Annotated in this window: 17 protein-coding genes and 1 pseudogene; 14 read left to right on the top strand and 4 right to left on the bottom strand. The window is 47.4% G+C overall.

Annotated elements, in window-relative coordinates:
- The first annotated feature begins 88 nt into the window (after positions 1–88).
- The gene (gene cls, locus D5S11_RS00470) at positions 89–1,591 is read left to right on the top strand and encodes a cardiolipin synthase (protein WP_032867396.1); all 1,503 of its coding nucleotides are present in this window, start codon (positions 89–91) and stop codon (positions 1,589–1,591) included.
- Between the two features lie 80 nt (positions 1,592–1,671).
- Positions 1,672–3,396: an ABC transporter ATP-binding protein gene (locus tag D5S11_RS00475; RefSeq protein WP_032867398.1), complete on the top strand. Its 1,725-nt coding sequence runs from the start codon at positions 1,672–1,674 to the stop codon at positions 3,394–3,396.
- A gap of 70 nt (positions 3,397–3,466) precedes the next feature.
- On the opposite strand, the gene D5S11_RS00480 is transcribed toward D5S11_RS00475, so the two are convergent.
- The 3 genes from D5S11_RS00480 to cls (D5S11_RS00490) all read right to left on the bottom strand — a co-directional run bounded on the left by D5S11_RS00480 (position 3,467) and on the right by cls (D5S11_RS00490) (position 5,982).
- Positions 3,467–3,739, bottom strand: coding sequence for a hypothetical protein (locus D5S11_RS00480; protein WP_007407620.1), 273 nt, complete (start codon positions 3,737–3,739; stop codon positions 3,467–3,469).
- A gap of 68 nt (positions 3,740–3,807) precedes the next feature.
- The gene (uvsE, locus tag D5S11_RS00485) at positions 3,808–4,770 is read right to left on the bottom strand and encodes a UV DNA damage repair endonuclease UvsE (protein ID WP_032867400.1); all 963 of its coding nucleotides are present in this window, start codon (positions 4,768–4,770) and stop codon (positions 3,808–3,810) included.
- Positions 4,771–4,782: 12 nt separating this feature from the next.
- A complete protein-coding gene (cls, locus tag D5S11_RS00490) occupies positions 4,783–5,982 on the bottom strand; it encodes a cardiolipin synthase (protein WP_108725260.1) in 1,200 nt (399 codons plus the stop codon).
- Positions 5,983–6,120: 138 nt separating this feature from the next.
- On the opposite strand from cls (D5S11_RS00490), the gene D5S11_RS00495 reads away from it, so the two are divergent.
- The 3 genes from D5S11_RS00495 (at position 6,121) to pyrG (ending at position 10,832) form a co-directional block, all read left to right on the top strand.
- Complete coding sequence (locus tag D5S11_RS00495) at positions 6,121–8,229, top strand: (Fe-S)-binding protein (RefSeq protein WP_003151094.1); 2,109 nt, start codon at positions 6,121–6,123, stop codon at positions 8,227–8,229.
- Between the two features lie 227 nt (positions 8,230–8,456).
- Positions 8,457–8,984 (top strand): DNA-directed RNA polymerase subunit delta, encoded by a 528-nt coding sequence (rpoE, locus tag D5S11_RS00500; protein WP_007407616.1) that lies wholly within the window; start codon positions 8,457–8,459, stop codon positions 8,982–8,984.
- A gap of 240 nt (positions 8,985–9,224) precedes the next feature.
- The gene (pyrG, locus tag D5S11_RS00505; RefSeq protein WP_007407615.1) at positions 9,225–10,832 is read left to right on the top strand and encodes a glutamine hydrolyzing CTP synthase; all 1,608 of its coding nucleotides are present in this window, start codon (positions 9,225–9,227) and stop codon (positions 10,830–10,832) included.
- 47 nt (positions 10,833–10,879) lie between these two features.
- Here pyrG and D5S11_RS00510 read toward each other — a convergent pair whose 3' ends face one another.
- Positions 10,880–11,401, bottom strand: a complete 522-nt coding sequence (locus tag D5S11_RS00510) for a DUF2529 domain-containing protein (protein WP_007407614.1) — start codon at positions 11,399–11,401, stop codon at positions 10,880–10,882.
- A 164-nt stretch (positions 11,402–11,565) separates the two neighbouring features.
- Here D5S11_RS00510 and spo0F point away from each other — a divergent pair, with 164 nt between their 5' ends.
- The 9 genes and pseudogenes from spo0F to D5S11_RS00550 all read left to right on the top strand — a co-directional run bounded on the left by spo0F (position 11,566) and on the right by D5S11_RS00550 (position 19,012).
- Positions 11,566–11,940 carry a sporulation initiation phosphotransferase Spo0F gene (spo0F, locus tag D5S11_RS00515; protein WP_012118670.1) on the top strand — a complete coding sequence of 125 codons (375 nt, stop codon included), beginning with the start codon at positions 11,566–11,568 and terminating at the stop codon, positions 11,938–11,940.
- Between the two features lie 175 nt (positions 11,941–12,115).
- On the top strand, positions 12,116–12,973 hold the full coding sequence (locus D5S11_RS00520; protein WP_003151102.1) for a class II fructose-bisphosphate aldolase: 858 nt from the start codon (positions 12,116–12,118) through the stop codon (positions 12,971–12,973).
- A 118-nt stretch (positions 12,974–13,091) separates the two neighbouring features.
- Positions 13,092–13,730, top strand: coding sequence for a fructose-6-phosphate aldolase (fsa, locus tag D5S11_RS00525; protein WP_007407613.1), 639 nt, complete (start codon positions 13,092–13,094; stop codon positions 13,728–13,730).
- A 309-nt stretch (positions 13,731–14,039) separates the two neighbouring features.
- A complete protein-coding gene (locus D5S11_RS00530; RefSeq protein WP_007407612.1) occupies positions 14,040–15,329 on the top strand; it encodes a UDP-N-acetylglucosamine 1-carboxyvinyltransferase in 1,290 nt (429 codons plus the stop codon).
- Between the two features lie 33 nt (positions 15,330–15,362).
- On the top strand, positions 15,363–16,328 hold the full coding sequence (glpX, locus tag D5S11_RS00535) for a class II fructose-bisphosphatase (protein WP_003151105.1): 966 nt from the start codon (positions 15,363–15,365) through the stop codon (positions 16,326–16,328).
- Between the two features lie 201 nt (positions 16,329–16,529).
- A pseudogene (locus D5S11_RS20430) lies at positions 16,530–16,738 on the top strand (hypothetical protein).
- Positions 16,735–18,021, top strand: coding sequence for a transcription termination factor Rho (rho, locus tag D5S11_RS00540; RefSeq protein WP_108725261.1), 1,287 nt, complete (start codon positions 16,735–16,737; stop codon positions 18,019–18,021). Before D5S11_RS20430 ends, rho begins: the two are co-directional and overlap by 4 nt.
- A gap of 121 nt (positions 18,022–18,142) precedes the next feature.
- Positions 18,143–18,343, top strand: a complete 201-nt coding sequence (gene rpmE, locus D5S11_RS00545; protein ID WP_003151132.1) for a 50S ribosomal protein L31 — start codon at positions 18,143–18,145, stop codon at positions 18,341–18,343.
- Positions 18,344–18,427: 84 nt separating this feature from the next.
- Entirely contained in the window at positions 18,428–19,012 is a 585-nt protein-coding gene (locus D5S11_RS00550; RefSeq protein WP_007614390.1) for a thymidine kinase, read from the top strand.
- The last annotated feature ends 75 nt before the right edge of the window (positions 19,013–19,087 follow it).

The raw sequence follows: 19,087 nt of genomic DNA on the forward strand, positions 1-19,087 counted from the left end.
CGCTCGTGCGGAGAGGCTTTTTCATATGTTTACAGGCCTGAAAACAGAGGGTATACAGAGATATCGGATCAGATGGGAGAGAGTCGGGATGCTGAAAAGGAGACTGGAATTTTGCTTTTTATATATGATGCTTATCGGAGTATATGTCATATGGTTTTTTCCGGTTTCCAGGCTTGAGTTTTACGGAGGGGTGCTTTGTTATGCAAGCATTATTTTGTTCAGCATCTATTCGTTAATTCTTGAAAACCGCACCTCGCAGCACACGCTGTTATGGATTCATATTCTTGTGTTTTTTCCGATCGCCGGGTACTTATTTTACCTTTTTTCCGGCCAGCTTTATGAAAAAGGCAAGCTGTTCAGGTCGAAACGGACATACAACCGGGAAAAGCTGAGAACGATATTTGATATGGAACAAACTCCCGACCTGTCCGGGCTGAAAGGAAATCAGAAGCGTTTCTTTCAATATTCAATCAAGGCGTCCCATATGAATATTAATACAAAAAGCAGGCTGAAGGTGCTCAAAAACGGGGACGAAACATTTCCGGAGCTGTTTGAGGCGCTCCGGGAGGCCGCGTCATTTATACATATTGAGTATTACATGTTCAAATCAGACATGCTCGGGCACAAGATGATGGACATTATGATGGAAAAGGCGCGTCAAGGCGTGGAAGTGCGGTTTTTGTTCGACGCGGCCGGCAGCCTGAAGCTGGCCGGAAAAGATATTAAAAAACTGAAACGCGCGGGTGTGAACATCGTCCCGTTTCTGCCGCTGAAATACGGTTTTTTCAACCAAAAATTCAATTTCAGAAATCACCGCAAGATCGTCATCGTTGACGGGAAAGTCGGTTTTGTCGGCGGGCTGAATGTCGGCAAGGAGTATATCGGCAAAGACCAAGATGTCGGCTTTTGGCGGGACACCCATATGAAAGTCGAAGGAGAAATCGTTCAGACGCTCCACAGCATTTTTATGCTTGATTGGGAATACGTTTCGGATGAGGTGCTGATTGATCAGAAAGCATATACCCGCCCGGTTGCGGCAGAAAGCGGCGGCGTCTATCAAGTCGTTCCGACAGGCCCCGATATGAAGGAGCGGATGAGCGATCTGTATTATGCCATGATAGCGGCGGCCGAATCGTCTGTATGGATCGCGACGCCTTATTTCGTGCCGAATGAGCCGATCCGCACAGCGCTAAAGGAGGCTGCTGCCAGAGGCGTCCGGGTGCGTGTCATGGTGCCGGAAACCAATGACGGATTTTTAACCCAGTACGCGACGAGATCGTATTTCCCCGAGCTTCTTCGCGAAGGAATCGAAGTCTATTCTTATCAAAAAGGCTTTATGCATCAAAAGGTGCTCATCACTGACGGAAACCTCGCCTCTGTCGGGACGGCGAATATGGACATGAGAAGCTTTCAGCTGAACTTTGAAGTCAATGTCTTTTTTACAGATCAAGAGGCGATCAAAGATCTTGAAGCGCATTATCTGGAGGATATGAAGGAGTCTGAAAAAATCAGCCCCGTCCGTTTCTATAAGCGCACATTATGGGAAAGAACGAAGGAATCCTTCGCACGGTTATTTTCCGGCGTTTTATAAAAAACGCTTTTAAAACTCCTTGTGTATAGTATAATTGAGAAATATTATCATTAAGAACGAGGCACAAGGAGGACGGAATCGTGCTGCGACAATTTTTTTCTTATTATAAACCGTACAAAAAGCTGTTTTTTCTCGACTTCTTTTCTGCCATCGCCGGCGGATTGATGGAGCTGAGTTTTCCTCTGATTGTCAATTACTTTATCGATACATTGCTTCCGGGGCGGGATTGGAGTCTGATTATTTTGACTTCCGCTGCTTTATTCGGGGTCTACGCCCTCAGCTCGGCACTTCAGTATGTTGTGACGTATTGGGGCCATATGCTCGGCATTAACATTGAAACCGATATGCGGAAAAAGCTTTTCGACCATCTGCAAAAGCTTCCGTTCAAATTTTACGATAACAACAAAACGGGCAGTTTAATGTCCAAGCTCACCAATGATTTGATGTATATCGGAGAAACCGCCCACCACGGACCTGAAGACCTGTTTATCGCGATCATGACGATTTTGGGCGCATTCGGTGTGATGCTGTTTATTAACTGGCAGCTCGCGCTGTTGACTTTTATCATTATGCCGGTCGTCATATGGCTTGCTTTGTATTTCAATAAAAAAATGACCTCTGCGTTTACAAAACTGAACAAAGACGTCGGAGACTTCAGCGCGAGGGTTGAAAACAATATCGGCGGCATCCGTCTTGTTCAGGCTTTCAGCAATGAAGCGTTTGAAACGCAGCGGTTTGACGTGAACAATCAGCGTTTCCGCAAAACAAAGCTGACGTCTTATAAAATCATGGCGAAAAACGGCTCGATCAGTTACATGCTGACAAGATTCGTCACGCTGTTCGTCTTATTGTGCGGCACATGGTTCGTGATCCGCGGATCGTTATCTTACGGGGAATTCGTCGCTTTTGTGCTGCTGACGAACGTTCTGTTCCGTCCGATTGATAAAATCAACGCGATTATTGAGATGTATCCGAGAGGCATTGCCGGTTTTAAAAGCTTTATAGAAATACTGGAAACGGAGCCTGATATCAAGGACGCCCCGAACGCGAGACATGTGTCCGGTTTAAAAGGGAATATCCGTTATGATGGTGTGTCGTTCGGTTACGAAGAAAACAGTCCGGTTCTGTCGGGAATCAATTTGTCCATTCATGCCGGGGAGACAGTCGCATTCGTCGGGCCTTCGGGAGCGGGAAAATCAACGCTGACAAGTCTGCTGCCGCGCTTTTATGAGCCGTCTGAAGGCGTGATTTCCATCGACGGAATCGATATTAAGGACATGACGCTGTCATCATTGCGCGGACAAATCGGCGTCGTCCAGCAGGATGTCTTTCTGTTTTCCGGCACATTGCGGGAAAACATTGCTTACGGGCGGCTCGACGCGTCTGAGGAAGAAATCTGGCAGGCCGTCCGCCAGGCGCATTTAGAGGACTTGGTAAACGGGTATCCCGACGGTTTAAACACGGTGATCGGCGAGCGCGGCGTGAAACTGTCAGGCGGGCAGAAGCAGCGGCTTTCCATCGCCAGAATGTTTTTGAAAAACCCGTCGATCTTAATTTTAGACGAGGCTACATCAGCCCTCGATACAGAAACGGAAGCCGCCATTCAAAAATCGCTGCAAGAGCTGTCTGAAGGACGCACGACGCTTGTGATCGCCCATCGGCTGGCTACGATTAAGGATGCGGACAGGATCGTCGTCGTCACGAAAGAAGGCATCGCTGAACAAGGTCATCATAAGGAACTGCTGGCATCCGGCGGCATGTACCAGAGACTTCATCAGGCCCAATTCGGCGAGCTGATTCATTAATAAAAGAAAAAGGATAGACGAGCGGGGGCCGGGCAGCCTCCTGTCTATCCTTTTTTTATGTAGTCCGTATTTAATGGGCTTCTTTTTGCGCAGGTTCGATGATATGTTTGAAACGGTCAATAAGCTGCACCGCTTTCTTTCCTTCCACTACAATTAAATATTCTTGTTCTTTATGGGCCATTCTGAACGTTTCCAGCTCAATGATATCTTTGATCTTGCACATTGTTTTTTTAGAGTAGATATACAGCTCGTGGCCCCCCGTGTGGCAAAGCTGATAAAGCTGAAGCATGTTTCTTAAAGTGAACTTCTTAGCGGCTATTTTCAAAGATGTAATGTTTTTCATATGTTTTCTCCTCCGTCTGATGGTCTGTTATTTCGGAAATTCCCCATATAAACGGGTGATAAACCTGGTTATGCCTTCCACCTCAGCACTCCGCCCGCCAGGCGTTTGACTCCCCGGATGGCGCTTAATTCTTCGACGAGCCGGAGCAGCGCCCGGTCTTTCTCTTTCGCCTCAATCATAAAATCGATGTCCGTATCCCATTGTCGAAACCGCTCCAGCACCGGCAGAATAAAATTCGCATCCACATAGTCCGCATGACTGCGTATGGCTGATTCTGATTTTGGCGAGGAGAGATGGACCTTCGGCTTTAAGCCGATCCGCTGCCATGTTTTGATCATCCGCGGAAGAATGTCATCTAAATCAGCGTCATCGGTCGGATTGGCGTAAAAATGGTGATAATCAAACACAAACGGAATGCCTTCTTGTTCACATACACTGAGTGTTTCCTCGGACGTATACGTTTTATCATCGTTTTCTAAAGTCATCCGCTGTTTGATGACATCGGGAAGTTCTTTCAGATTCACGCGGAAACGGCCAAGCGCGCTTTGTTTGTCACCGTAAGCGCCTCCGACATGGATGTTGATGACGGAACGGTCCGCGATGCCCATTGCGTCCAGCATGTCATAATGATAGGCCATATCCTTGACCGCATTTGCGGTAATCTCCTGTTTCGGGCTTGTAAAAAGCGTGAATTGGTTCGGATGAAAGCTCGTTCTGAGATCATATTTTCTGACCAGCCCGCCGATCTCACGAAACTCCTGGCGAAACGGCGTGACAAAATCCCACAGCACATCCGGATGGGTGGCGAGCGGCACAATCGAGCTTGAGAACCTGTACAGCGGGATGCCGTGGCTGATCACATAGTGGATGGTGCGCAGCGTATTGGTAAGATTTGCTTTTGTCACAGAAAGCAGGGCGTCTTTCCGCTCACTGCGGGAAAGCTTGGTATAGCGCGCATATGTTAAGGTTTTTGCGGGGGACGCGTCCCAAAGGCGCATGGCGTTTGCGACGAATCCGAATCTGAACAGCATATGGTTTCTCCTTTATAAAAAGTAAGATATGGCCTTTCCCAGCCATTCTGCAGGAAGCTGTCTGACGGAGCGCTGTTTCACTTTTTCTAATGTGAGAAGCTCGGATTTTTCGATGTCCTGCTTTATGGTTGAAAGCACTTCCTTTGTAAAGGCTTCATCATGAATGATGACATTCACCTCTTCATTCCAGAACAGACTCCGTTTATCAAAATTCGGCGTGCCGATAATGCTGATGCGGTCATCAATAATGAAAGCTTTGACATGATAAAAGCCTTGATAATACCGATAGATGAGGCAGCCGGCCTTCAGAAGCTCGGGATAATAGGTAAAAGCTGTTTCCCGAACGAGCGGGTGGTCTGACTTCATCGGCACGATCAAGATGACTTTGACGCCTTTTCGGCAGGCTGAAATAAGCGCTTCCTGAAGCTTTTTGCTCGGTACATAATAAGGCGTGCCGATAATGATTTTTTTCTCCGCCTTACGGATGCAGTTTTCATAATGCGATTCAAGCGAAAAACCGTCAGACGCATATGTCCTATGAGAGATATTCCCTTCGGATAATGCCGGATAAACCCCGGGTGATCCGGGTGCTTTTCCGGTGTTTCGTTTCAGATCGCTTACAAAAAGAGTCTGAAGATCGGCCGTGCCTTCGCCGGTCATCCGCAGGTGATAATCCTCCCAGTTTCCGAACTTCGCTTTTTTGCCGAGGTACTCTTCAGCGATATTAAAACCGCCGACATAGCCGATTTTGCCGTCAATGACGGTCACTTTCCGGTGATTCCGTTTTTGCAGCCTGAAAAAAAGAAACGGAAATGCCGGTTTATTTAGAAAATGAACGTGAACGCCGGCTTTTTTCATCGTTTGAATGGAAGGCTTTTTCACTTGGCGGCTGCCCGCCCAATCGAGCAGCAGATATACGGAGACGCCGGCCTGGGCCTTTTCCTTCAATAAATGAAACATCTCATGGCTGACTTGGTCGTTCTTCATAATAAAAAACATCATATGAATAGAAGAGACAGCTTGGCGGATATCAGCCGTCATCTGCCGCACAAGCTCGCTGCCGCAGTGAATGAGTGTGATATCACTCTTTTTCGGGTCAAAAACGGGCTCATACGCCTGTTTTTTGTACGCCGCCCGGCCAAGCAGAATATCAAGCAGCATAAGTGCGATCAATATGATAAAAATGACAAGCAACACAAAAATGACCTTCATACCGACGCTCCTTTCCGAAGTATTCGTAGTGTGCCCTGAGAATGTGAATTTAATTATTGACTGAACACTCATTCATTATTTATGATAAAGTAAAGATATGACAATGAAGAGGGGTATCAGAACAAAGGGGGAGACAAGATGAACGCATTTCTCATGGTAAACGCGCTGCTGTTTTCAGCTGTAACCGCTTACGCCGTTTATTTATTCGTTTACCTGATCAGAACGAGGATCGCTTATATTAAGCTCGGCCAAAGGGAAGAATTTGATAAACGCCTGAAAGAACGTCTTCAGAAGATATGGGTGAATGTGTTCGGACAAAAAAAACTGCTGAAAGATAAAAAGAGCGGCATCATCCACGTTCTGTTTTTTTACGGTTTTATACTCGTTCAGTTCGGCGCAATTGATTTTATTCTGAAAGGGCTGCTTCCTGACCGTCATCTGCCGTTCGGTCCGCTTTATCCGGCGTTTACCTTTTTTCAGGAAATCGTCACGTTTCTGATTTTAATCGCCGTAGTCTGGGCGTTTTACCGGCGCTACATTGAAAAACTCGTCAGACTGAAACGCGGGTTTAAAGCGGGGCTTGTCCTGCTGTTTATCGGCGGACTGATGGTGACGGTGCTTCTCGGGAACGCCATGAACCTTTTATGGCACGATCATTCTCTGTCTTGGACGGAGCCGATCGCTTCCTCTATTGCGTTTGTGCTCGGCGGTCTTTCAGCGCCGGCGGCAGCCGCCGTGTTTTATGTTTCATGGTGGCTTCATCTGTTGTTTTTGCTCAGCTTTTTAGTGTACGTGCCGCAATCAAAGCATGCGCACTTAATTGCGGGTCCGGCGAATGTGTTCCTCAGCAGGCTGGATTCAAAAGGAAAGCTGGAAAAAATCGATTTCACCGATGAGACGAAAGAAAGCTACGGCGTCGGAAAGATTGAAGACTTCCGCCGCTCTCAGCTTGTCGACCTTTACGCCTGCGTCGAATGCGGCCGCTGTACAAATATGTGTCCGGCCTCCGGTACGGGCAAGATGCTCTCGCCGATGGACCTCATTTTAAAGCTCAGAGACCATTTGACGGAAAAAGGCGCTGCCGTGACGTCAAAATCTCCGTGGGTGCCCGCGCCCGTTTTTCAGCACACGAAAGCGAATCAGCTCGCCGCGGCTTCCTCAGGGGGAGGATCGCGTGAAGCGGCCGCAGCCATTGATTACAACCCGAGCTTAATCGGCGAGGTCATCACGGAAGAGGAGATTTGGGCGTGCACCACTTGCCGCAACTGTGAGGATCAGTGTCCGGTCATGAATGAACACGTTGATAAAATTATCGATCTTCGCCGTTATCTTGTGCTTACGGAAGGGAAGATGGACAGCGACGCGCAGCGGGCCATGACAAGCATTGAAAGACAGGGAAACCCGTGGGGCTTAAACCGGAAAGAGCGGGAGAACTGGCGGGAGCAGGCTGATACAGAGATTCCGACAGTGAAAGAAATGAAAAAACAAGACAAAGAGTTCGACTATTTGTTTTGGGTCGGATCAATGGGTTCCTACGATAACAGGAGCCAAAAGATTGCCGTCTCATTTGCAAAGCTGCTTAATGAAGCGGGCGTATCCTTTGCGATTCTCGGCAATAAGGAAAAAAACTCAGGCGATACGCCGCGCCGTTTGGGCAACGAGTTTCTGTTCCAAGAGCTGGCGGAACACAACATCGGCGAATTTGAAAAACACGGGATCAAAAAAATCGTCACGATTGATCCGCACGCCTATAATATGTTCAAAAATGAATATCCTGATTTCGGATTCCGGGCCGAAGTCTATCATCATACTGAATTATTAGCCGAGCTTGTGTCACAGGGGAAACTAAAACCGCTTCACCCGGTGAATGAAACGATTACCTTCCATGACTCGTGCTATTTAGGAAGATACAATGAAGTGTATGAGCCGCCGAGAGCGATCTTAAAAGCCATTCCGGGCGTTCAATTGAAGGAAATGGAGCGCAGCCGCGAAAACGGGATGTGCTGCGGCGCCGGGGGAGGGCTCATGTGGATGGAAGAAGAAACGGGAGCGAGAATCAACACGGCCCGGACTGAGCAGGCGCTTTCTGTCAGTCCGACGGTCATCAGTTCCGGATGTCCTTACTGTCTGACCATGCTCGGCGACGGTACGAAAGCGAAAGAAGCCGAAGACGCGATCGGCACTTATGATGTCAGTGAATTGCTCGCCATGTCTGTATTCGGCGCTGAAAAACAAGAGTCTTTATAGAAAGAAGCGGGCCGCCGGCGCATATGCCGGCGGCTTTGTTTTCGCACATCAGCCGATTTATGAAGGGACGGCTCTAAAATTTCTTAAATTACGCTGTTAAGGGTAGCATATTCTGTTTTAATTTGTTTATAATGAGAGGTATGGTTTATGAACAAAACAATACAAATTCGTTCTTATTATAGGATAGAAACAGATACATATAAGTAATAGAAAGGGAGTGTCCGACCTTGAGTATCAAACAATATTCTCAGGAACAGCTGAAGCAGATGGCTTTAGTTGAAATCGCTCACGAAATTTTCTCAGAACATAAAAAACCGGTTCCGTTCCAGGAGCTGCTGAATGAAATGATCTCCTTGCTCGGTGTTACGAAAGAGGAACTGGGCGACCGTATCGCCCAATTTTATACAGACCTGAACATTGACGGCCGCTTTATTGCTCTGTCAGACCAGACGTGGGGGCTTCGCAGCTGGTATCCGTACGATCAGCTGGACGAAGAAACACAGCCGACTGTAAAAGCGAAAAAGAAAAAAGCGAAAAAAGTCGTTGAGGAAGATCTCGACCTTGATGAATTCGAGGAAGTTGACGAAGATGACATCGATCTCGATGAAATAGAAGAAGATATTGACCTTGAAGCAGACAGCTTTGACGACGAAGATATCGATGAGGAAGATGACGACGAGCTTGAGATCGAAGACGAGATGATTGAAGAAGATGAGGAAGATTATGATGATGAGGAAGAGGATCGCAAAGACTGATTTTATATCAGCAAAACGATCTTGACTTTCATTGTCGAACTATGTAGTATGTATTTTGGGCTCTTCAAAAAGAAGAGAATTCATAAGAGTGCTACGCTCCCTTTCAAGAAATTGAAAGGGAGCTTTCTTATTTTCATCTCCCAAATTCTTTTACACATCATTTGTTTTTAGTGAAATGATTTTCTATAAAACGGCACATTTTAAGGAATGTAGCGCAGACCGAAGAGAGGAGCAAACGAAATGACGAAATATATTTTTGTAACCGGGGGAGTTGTATCATCACTCGGAAAAGGAATTGTGGCTGCGTCACTTGGCCGCCTGTTGAAAAACAGAGGCATGAGCGTCACCATCCAAAAATTTGACCCTTATATCAACGTTGACCCGGGAACGATGAGCCCGTACCAGCACGGTGAGGTATTCGTTACCGATGACGGCGCTGAGACTGACCTTGACTTAGGGCATTATGAGCGGTTCATTGACATTAATCTGAACAGATTCAGCAACGTGACGACTGGTAAAATCTATTCTGCCGTATTGAAAAAAGAGCGCCGCGGGGACTACCTCGGCGGAACGGTTCAGGTCATTCCGCACATCACAAATGAACTGAAAGACCGCGTGTACCGTGCAGGCAAAGAAACAAACGCAGATGTAGTCATTACTGAGATCGGCGGAACAGTGGGAGACATCGAATCCCTTCCGTTCCTTGAAGCCATCCGTCAAATGAAAAGCGACATCGGCCACGAAAACGTGATGTACATTCACTGTACGCTTGTTCCGTACATCAAAGCGGCGGGCGAGCTGAAAACAAAACCGACGCAGCACAGCGTAAAAGAGCTGAGAAGCCTCGGTATTCAGCCTAATATCATCGTCGTGCGCACAGAAATGCCGATTTCTCAAGATATGAAAGATAAAATCGCGCTCTTCTGCGATATTGACACGAAAGCGGTCATCGAGTGCGAAGATGCGGACAACCTTTACTCCATCCCGCTTAACCTTCAGGAGCAGGGACTCGATAAGCTTGTCTGCGATCATATGAAATTAGAATGCAAAGACCCGGATATGACGGAATGGAAAGACCTTGTCACGAAAGTGAAAAACTTGTCTAAAACCATTACAATCAGCCTCGTCGGTAAATACGTCGAGCTTCAGGACGCTTACATTTCAGTCGTTGAATCACTGCGCCACGCCGGCTATGCGTTTGACGCTGATGTGAAGATCAAATGGATTAACGCCGAAGAAGTGACAGAAAGCAATATTCAAGAGCTGACTAGCGGCACAGACGGAATCATCGTGCCCGGCGGTTTCGGAGACCGCGGCGTAGAAGGGAAAATCATCGCCGCCAAGTATGCGCGTGAGAATAAAATTCCGTTCTTCGGCATCTGCCTCGGTATGCAGATTGCATCCATTGAATATGCGCGAAACGTATTAGGTCTGGAAGGGGCTCACTCTGCGGAGATCGATCCGTCCACTCCTTATCCGATCATCGACCTTCTGCCAGAACAAAAAGATGTCGAGGATCTCGGAGGAACGCTTCGTCTCGGACTGTACCCTTGTAAGCTTCAGGAAGACACGAAAGCCTTCGAAGCGTATGCGGATGAAGTGGTATACGAACGCCACCGCCACCGCTATGAATTCAACAACGAATACAGACAGCAAATGGAAGAGAACGGTTTTGTGTTCTCAGGCACAAGCCCTGACGGCCGTCTTGTGGAAATCATCGAGCTGAAAGACCATCCTTGGTATGTCGCTTGCCAGTTCCACCCTGAGTTCAAATCAAGACCGACAAGACCTCAGCCTTTATTCAAAGACTTTATCGGCGCTTCCGTACAAGCTGCAGAACAGAAGTAATAAAAAAAGACTTGCCTCCTTTAAAAGCGGCAAGTCTTTTTTCTGCATCAGGCATATTCCTGCATCATTTCCTTTAACGTAAAGGACAGTGCGTGATAGACATACAGGCCTGTCATTAATGAAGGAAAGCCGTATCTTGTCCCGTCTTCATCAGGCAGAAGCGGCATTTTTAATTTGCTGTCAATATGAACATCACAAAATTCCTCAATCCCGGTTTGATCTTTGATGACAGGAGATACGCCGACGAGGCCGATCCCTTTTTCATAAAGCTTTTGAGCCAGCGCCTGTTCTTCAGCCGTGCCCGGACCTGAACAAAACATGAGCACCCTGTCGCTTTCTGTAATCGAATCAGCTGTATCCGGAAACGCTTTGACGGAAGGCATCGGTTCTGAGCCGAGTTCCGCCTCGCACAAAATGCCCTGCATCTCATTTGCGCCGTATAAATAAATGGTATGGCCGCTGACGGCTGCCTGCGCCAGCAGGCGCGCGCCGTCTTCTATTGCTTCGGATTCCTTATCCTGAATGCGGGAAAAAATGCCTGCAAGCTGCGTCGTAAATATCTTTAACATGAGTGAAACCTCCTTTACACATACAAGAACAGTATACAACAAAAGAGAAAATGCTCAGAAAATGTCGGAAAGTAGACTATTATAATTAAAGGAAATGTGAAAATCAAACAGAATACATAAACAACTGCTTCCTTTTGACGAAAATGATAATATTGGGGTGTAAAATGATGAATGAAAAGATTTTAATCGTAGATGACCAATACGGTATACGCATATTGCTCAATGAAGTGTTTCATAAAGAAGGGTACCAGACGTTTCAGGCCGCCAACGGCATACAGGCGCTGGACATCGTAACGAAAGAACGGCCCGATCTCGTGCTTTTAGATATGAAAATCCCCGGCATGGACGGAATCGAAATTCTCAAGCGCATGAAGATGATCGACGAATCCATCCGCGTCATTATCATGACCGCTTACGGAGAACTCGATATGATTAAGGAATCAAAAGAGCTCGGAGCGCTGACTCATTTTGCGAAACCTTTTGACATTGATGAGATCAGAGACGCGGTGAAAAAATATTTACCTCTAAAATCGAATTAATAAAATTAGAAACAATTATGTCATTGTGTTGCCGATTTGTCGAAAAGTTGGTATCCTAGAGATGGAGAAAAAGCGATCTGTTGTTTTACATATGACAGGTTTTTATGGTCATGCTATAGGTGGAAAGCTTTTTTCGAGAAGAAGCAAATCAGGCTATATAAGGAGGACTTTCGACATGCCTTTAGTTTCAATGACGGAAATGTTGAATACAGCTAAAGAAAAAGGATATGCTGTTGGACAATTTAACTTAAATAACCTTGAGTTCACTCAAGCTATTTTACAAGCAGCAGAAGAGGAAAAATCCCCGGTTATTCTTGGTGTTTCAGAAGGCGCGGGACGCTACATGGGCGGCTTCAAAACAGTGGTTGCCATGGTTAAAGCTCTTATGGAAGAATACAAAGTGACAGTTCCTGTCGCCATTCACTTAGACCACGGTTCAAGCTTTGAATCTTGTGCGAAAGCGATTCATGCAGGCTTCACTTCTGTAATGATCGACGCATCTCACCACCCGTTTGAGGAAAACGTAGCAACTACAGCTAAAGTGGTTGAGCTTGCTCATTTCCACGGCGTTTCAGTTGAAGCTGAGCTTGGAACTGTAGGCGGACAGGAAGATGACGTGATCGCTGAAGGCGTCATCTATGCTGACCCTAAAGAGTGTCAAGAACTTGTAGAGCGCACTGGCATCGACTGCCTTGCACCTGCACTGGGTTCTGTTCACGGCCCTTACAAAGGCGAACCGAACCTCGGCTTCAAAGAAATGGAAGATATCGGAAAATCAACCGGCCTTCCATTAGTACTTCACGGCGGTACAGGAATTCCGACTGCCGACATTAAAAAATCAATCTCACTTGGTACGGCTAAAATCAACGTAAACACTGAAAACCAAATTTCTTCTGCAAAAGCTGTCCGCGAAACATTGGCAGCTAAGCCGAACGAATACGATCCTCGTAAATATCTTGGACCTGCTCGTGAAGCGATCAAAGAAACGGTTATCGGCAAAATGCGTGAGTTCGGTTCTTCAAACCAAGCTTAATCCAATGTAACATCCATAAACCGCCTGACAGCATTGACAGGCGGTTTTATGTCTTACCTTTAGAAAGCGCAATCATGTTTTACAGTTCTGAAAATTTATTACTGGGGAGGCTTTCCTTATGTTATTTTTCATTGATACAGCAAACATTGACGAGATTAAAGAAGCTTATGAACTTGGCGTTCTTGCCGGAGTTACGACAAACCCTAGTTTAGTGGCGAAAGAAGCTGACGTGTCTTTCCATGACAGACTTCGTGAGATTACGGAAGTCGTGAGCGGATCAGTAAGCGCGGAAGTCATTTCCCTGAATGCTGAAGAGATGATTGAAGAAGGTAAAGAACTTGCGAAAATCGCACCGAATATCACGGTGAAAATCCCGATGACGTCTGAAGGGTTAAAAGCCGTAAAAGCGCTGAGCGACCTGAACATTAAAACCAACGTAACGCTCATTTTCAGCGCCAACCAAGCGCTTTTGGCGGCAAGAGCCGGGGCGACTTATGTATCTCCGTTCTTAGGCCGTCTGGATGACATCGGCCATAACGGTCTTGAACTGATTTCAGAAATAAGACAGATTTTTGACATTCATGACATTGATACACAAATCATCGCAGCTTCCATCCGTCATGCGCAGCACGTGACTGAAGCCGCTTTACGCGGTGCGCATATCGGTACGATGCCGCTGAAAGTCATTCACCAGCTGGCGAAACATCCGTTAACGGATAAAGGCATCGAGCAATTCTTGGCAGACTGGAATAAATAAGGGTGAAAAGGGCGGCAAACCGGTTGCATCCGTTTGCCGCACCCTTATGTTTTCCTGTTTGGCAGCGGGCCTTCAGTATCAAAGTGAAGAGTGTGTTTCCCCGGAATGTGAACCCGGCGGGCCTCTGTGCATCCTGTGTTAAAAATGCCCCGCAAAGCTTCGCTATTTTCTTCCTGTTATTTTATAATGTCCTTGTATTCTTTCTCTTCGAATTGGCTACATTTTGGACAAGAGCTTTATTTGCAGAGACAGAATAAAATGCCATTTTATTTACGCTCCGCAGCTATCTTCTTATGGAAGGAGACTATCATGGAAAAGTTGAATATTGCCGGCGGCGATCCGTTAAACGGAACCGTACATATCAGCGGCGCGAAAAACAGCGCCGTCGCATTGATACCCGCAACCATTCTGGCAAATTCCGAAGTAACGATCGAAGGGCTTCCGGAGATCTCAGATATTGAAACGCTGCGTGACCTGCTGAAAGAAATCGGCGGAAACGTCCATTTTGAAAAAGGAGAAATGGTCGTCGACCCTTCCCCGATGATCAGCATGCCGCTTCCCAACGGCAAAGTGAAAAAACTCCGCGCTTCCTATTACTTAATGGGCGCGATGCTGGGCCGCTTCAAACAGGCGGTCATCGGACTGCCGGGCGGATGCCATCTCGGGCCGCGGCCGATTGACCAGCACATCAAAGGGTTTGAAGCGCTTGGGGCGGAAGTCACCAATGAACAAGGCGCGATTTATCTGCGCGCCGAAAGGCTGAGAGGCGCACGGATTTATTTAGATGTCGTCAGCGTCGGAGCGACGATCAATATCATGCTTGCCGCTGTACTGGCTGAAGGTAAAACCGTGATAGAAAACGCCGCCAAGGAACCTGAGATTATTGATGTTGCCACATTGCTCACCAGCATGGGCGCAAAGATCAAAGGCGCGGGAACCAATGTAATCAGAATTGACGGCGTAAAAGAGCTGCACGGATGCAGGCATACGATCATTCCGGACAGAATTGAGGCGGGCACCTTTATGATCGCCGGCGCCGCGATGGGGAAAGAAGTCATTATTGATAATGTCATACCGACTCACCTGGAGTCTTTAACGGCGAAGCTCAGGGAAATGGGTTTTCACATTGAGACGAGTGACGATCAGCTTCTTATGCTCGGCGGGCAGAAGCAGATAAAACCGGTCGACGTAAAAACGCTTGTTTACCCGGGATTCCCGACTGATCTTCAGCAGCCGATGACATCTCTGTTAACGAGAGCCAGCGGCACGAGCGTCGTAACCGACACCATCTACTCGGCCCGATTTAAACATATAGATGAGCTGAGACGGATGGGGGCCAACATGAAAGTGGAAGGCAGGTCGGCCATTATCACCGGTCCGGCCGAGCTTCAGGGCGCAAAAGTAAAGGCGAGCGATCTGCGTGCAGGCGCTTGTCTGGTCGTCGCCGGGCTCATGGCTGACGGCGTAACCGAAATTACCGGTCTCGAGCATTTAGACCGCGGCTACAGCAATCTTGAGAAAAAACTTGAAGGTCTGGGCGCCACAATCTGGCGGCAAAGGCTGACGGACGAAGAGATAGAACAGCTCCAAAATTCATAGAAATGCGGACTTTTGAGAGGAGATCGTGTTGAAATGGAAAGAAGCTTATCGATGGAATTGGTTCGAGTCACTGAAGCGGCGGCTTTAGCATCTGCCAGATGGATGGGCCGCGGGAAAAAAGATGAAGCTGATGATGCGGCGACAAGCGCAATGCGTGACGTGTTTGACACGGTGCCGATGAAAGGCACGGTCGTGATCGGGGAAGGCGAGATGGATGAAGCGCCGATGCTTTACATCGGCGAAAAGCTCGGAAACGGATACGGCCCTCGCGTCGATGTCGCCGTCGATCCTCTTGAAGGCACAAACATCGTAGCGAGCGGCGGCTGGAATGCGCTGACGGTGATCGCGGTCGCCGACCATGGAACACTGCTGAACGCCCCGGATATGTATATGGAAAAAATCGCGGTCGGTCCTGAAGCGGTAGGCTGCATCGATATTGAAGCGCCTGTCATTGATAACTTAAAAGCCGTTGCGAAAGCGAAAAACAAAGACATTGAAGATGTCGTGGCAACCATTTTAAATCGTGACAGACACGAAAAAATCATCTCTGAATTGCGTGAGGCGGGCGCCAGAATCAAACTGATCAACGACGGTGATGTCGCGGGCGCCATCAATACGGCCTTTGACCATACGGGAGTAGACATTCTCTTCGGTTCAGGCGGGGCTCCTGAAGGCGTGCTGTCTGCCGTTGCGTTAAAAGCGCTCGGCGGCGAAATCATCGGCAGGCTTCTGCCGCAAAGTGCGGAAGAGCAGGCCCGCTGTGAGCGAATGGGCCTTGATGTATCCAAAGTGCTCCGGATGGAGGACCTTGTGAGAGGGGATGACGCCATTTTTGCCGCAACGGGCGTCACGGACGGAGAGCTGCTGAAAGGCGTTCAGTTCAAAGGCTCCGTCGGCACGACTGAAAGTCTGGTCATCCGGGCGAAATCAGGAACGGTCCGATTCGTTGACGGAAGACACAGCCTGAAGAAAAAACCAAATCTTGTGATCCGGCCATAAATAGAGAAAAGCGGGACGGAAAGTCCCGCTTTTCTTTTGCAATAAAGAGTCAACCCTATCATTTATATGTCAAAGCATTATTTAAGTTGAATAATTTTTTGAAATGAGGTAAAAATAAAGAGTGCTGCGATTTTTCTGTGTCATTCCTTCTTTTGAGTACTGGGAAATTTTCAAATTCTACCGCATACAGACGATATAAATATTGATCTTCTCAAGTTTTTGTCCTCGCTTCCTTCAAAACTCATTAAGACATTCCTTTTTTAAAAAAGCGCCGATCATGGGTGGAAGTGTTACCGATAGAAGTTCCTGAACGTTTTATAAAAGAATGTGCTTTGGCGGAATCATGCGAAGCAGCCGATTTGAATGAAAACAGCAATACATTGACTATGAAAAGCGTGGTGTTTTTATGAAAGACGTATCTATTTCCTCTTTGGAAAATATGAAATTAAAAGAACTATATGAACTGGCCAGACATTATAAAATCTCCTACTACAGCAAACTGACTAAAAAAGAATTAATCTTTGCCATTCTGAAAGCCAACGCCGAGCAGGAGGATCTTCTGTTTATGGAAGGCGTGCTCGAAATCATCCAATCGGAAGGATTCGGCTTCCTCAGACCGATTAATTACTCGCCAAGCTCAGAAGACATCTACATTTCTGCTTCCCAGATCCGCCGCTTTGATTTAAGAAACGGTGACAAAGTATCCGGCAAGGTGCGTCCGCCGAAAGAAAACGAACGCTATTACGGACTTTTGCACGTTGAAGCGGTAAATGGAGACGATCCGGAATCTGCGAAGGACCGCGTCCATTTTCCTGCGCTGACTCCGCTTTATCCGGACCGCCAAATGGTGCTTGAGACGAAACCGAATTATCTCTCAACAAGAATTCTCGATATGATGGCTCCCGTCGGTTTCGGCCAGCGCGGTCTGATCGTGGCGCCGCCGAAAGCCGGTAAAACCATGCTGTTGAAAGAAATCGCTAACAGCATTACGACAAATCAGCCTGACGCTGAATTGATCGTTCTCTTAATTGATGAAAGACCGGAAGAAGTAACGGATATTGAACGTTCCGTAGCGGGCGATGTCGTCAGCTCGACGTTCGATGAAGTGCCGGAAAATCACATTAAGGTAGCGGAGCTTGTGCTTGAACGGGCGATGCGTCTCGTTGAACACAAAAAAGACGTTATCATTCTGATGGACAGCATTACCCGCCTGGCACGGGCCTACAACCTCGTTATCCCGCCAAGCGGACGTACGCTTTCCGGCGGGATTGACCCGGCTGCGTTCCATCGTCCCAAGCGCTTTTTCGGTGCCGCGAGAAACATTGAAGAGGGCGGCAGTCTGACCATTTTGGCGACGGCGCTCGTAGACACGGGCTCCCGGATGGATGACGTCATCTATGAAGAGTTTAAAGGAACGGGCAACATGGAGCTTCACCTTGACCGTTCTCTTGCGGAAAGACGGATTTTCCCGGCGATCGATATCCGCCGCTCCGGCACACGGAAGGAAGAGCTGCTCGTGCCGAAAGAGCATCTTGACCGTCTATGGGCGATCCGCAAATCGATGTCTGATTCTCCGGACTTCGCAGAGAAGTTTATGAGAAAAATGAAAAAAACAAAAACGAATCAGGAATTCTTCGATCTGATCAACCAAGAATGGAAGCAGGCAAACCTTTCATCATCAGCCCGCCGCTGATAAAAAATGTATTTGCAAATGCAGTAAATGACTGATATAATTCTCTCATATGCGTTCCGGATTACTCCGGAATAATAACTCTGTTTCCACACGGGATTCAGGGCGGAAGGAGATGGATACAATGAAAGCAGGAATTCATCCTAATTTCAAAAAAGCAACAGTTAAATGCGCTTGCGGAAATGAATTTGAAACAGGCTCAGTAAAAGAAGAGGTACGCGTTGAGATTTGCTCTGAATGCCACCCATTCTACACTGGACGTCAAAAATTCGCTTCTGCTGATGGTCGTGTTGATCGCTTTAACAAAAAATACGGTCTTAAGTAATAATAGATTTTACAGGCAGGCAAGAATTGCTTCTTGCCTGTTTTTTATGTCCATAAACAGGAAAAAAAGGGGAGCGGATAGCCTATGTACATAATGAAGCAAAGCGGATGGCTTGAGCTGATATGCGGCAGCATGTTCTCTGGGAAATCAGAAGAGCTGATCCGCAGAGTGAAAAGAGCGACATATGCGAAGCAGGAGGTCAAGGTATTCAAACCTGCCATTGATAATCGCTACAGTGAGGAGGCCGTCGTTTCTCACAACGGTACATCCATGACAAGCCACGTCATCTCGTCTTCGGCTGAAATATGGGATCATATCAGTGAAAGCACGGACGTCATCGCGGTAGATGAGGTGCAGTTTTTCGGCGAATCGATCATCGGCGACTTATCCTCGCTTGCGGATAAAGGCTATCGTGTCATCGCGGCCGGACTTGATATGGATTTCCGGGGAGAGCCTTTCGGCGTGGTGCCGAATCTGATGGCGGTTGCCGAATCGGTGACGAAGCTGCAGGCGGTCTGCTCCGTTTGCGGGTCGCCGGCAAGCCGTACGCAGCGTTTGATTGACGGGAAGCCCGCTTCCTATGATGATCCGGTCATTTTAGTCGGCGCGTCGGAGTCATACGAAGCGAGATGCAGACATCATCACGAAGTGCCGAAAAAAACAGACTGATAAATAACCCTTTTCATGAAAACATCGGTAAAAACTCCGGTGTTTTTTTGACGTTTTTTCAAAAATTGTAGTTAA

Source organism: Bacillus sp. L75 (genome assembly GCF_003676355.1).
GTDB classification, from domain to species: domain Bacteria; phylum Bacillota; class Bacilli; order Bacillales; family Bacillaceae; genus Bacillus; species Bacillus velezensis.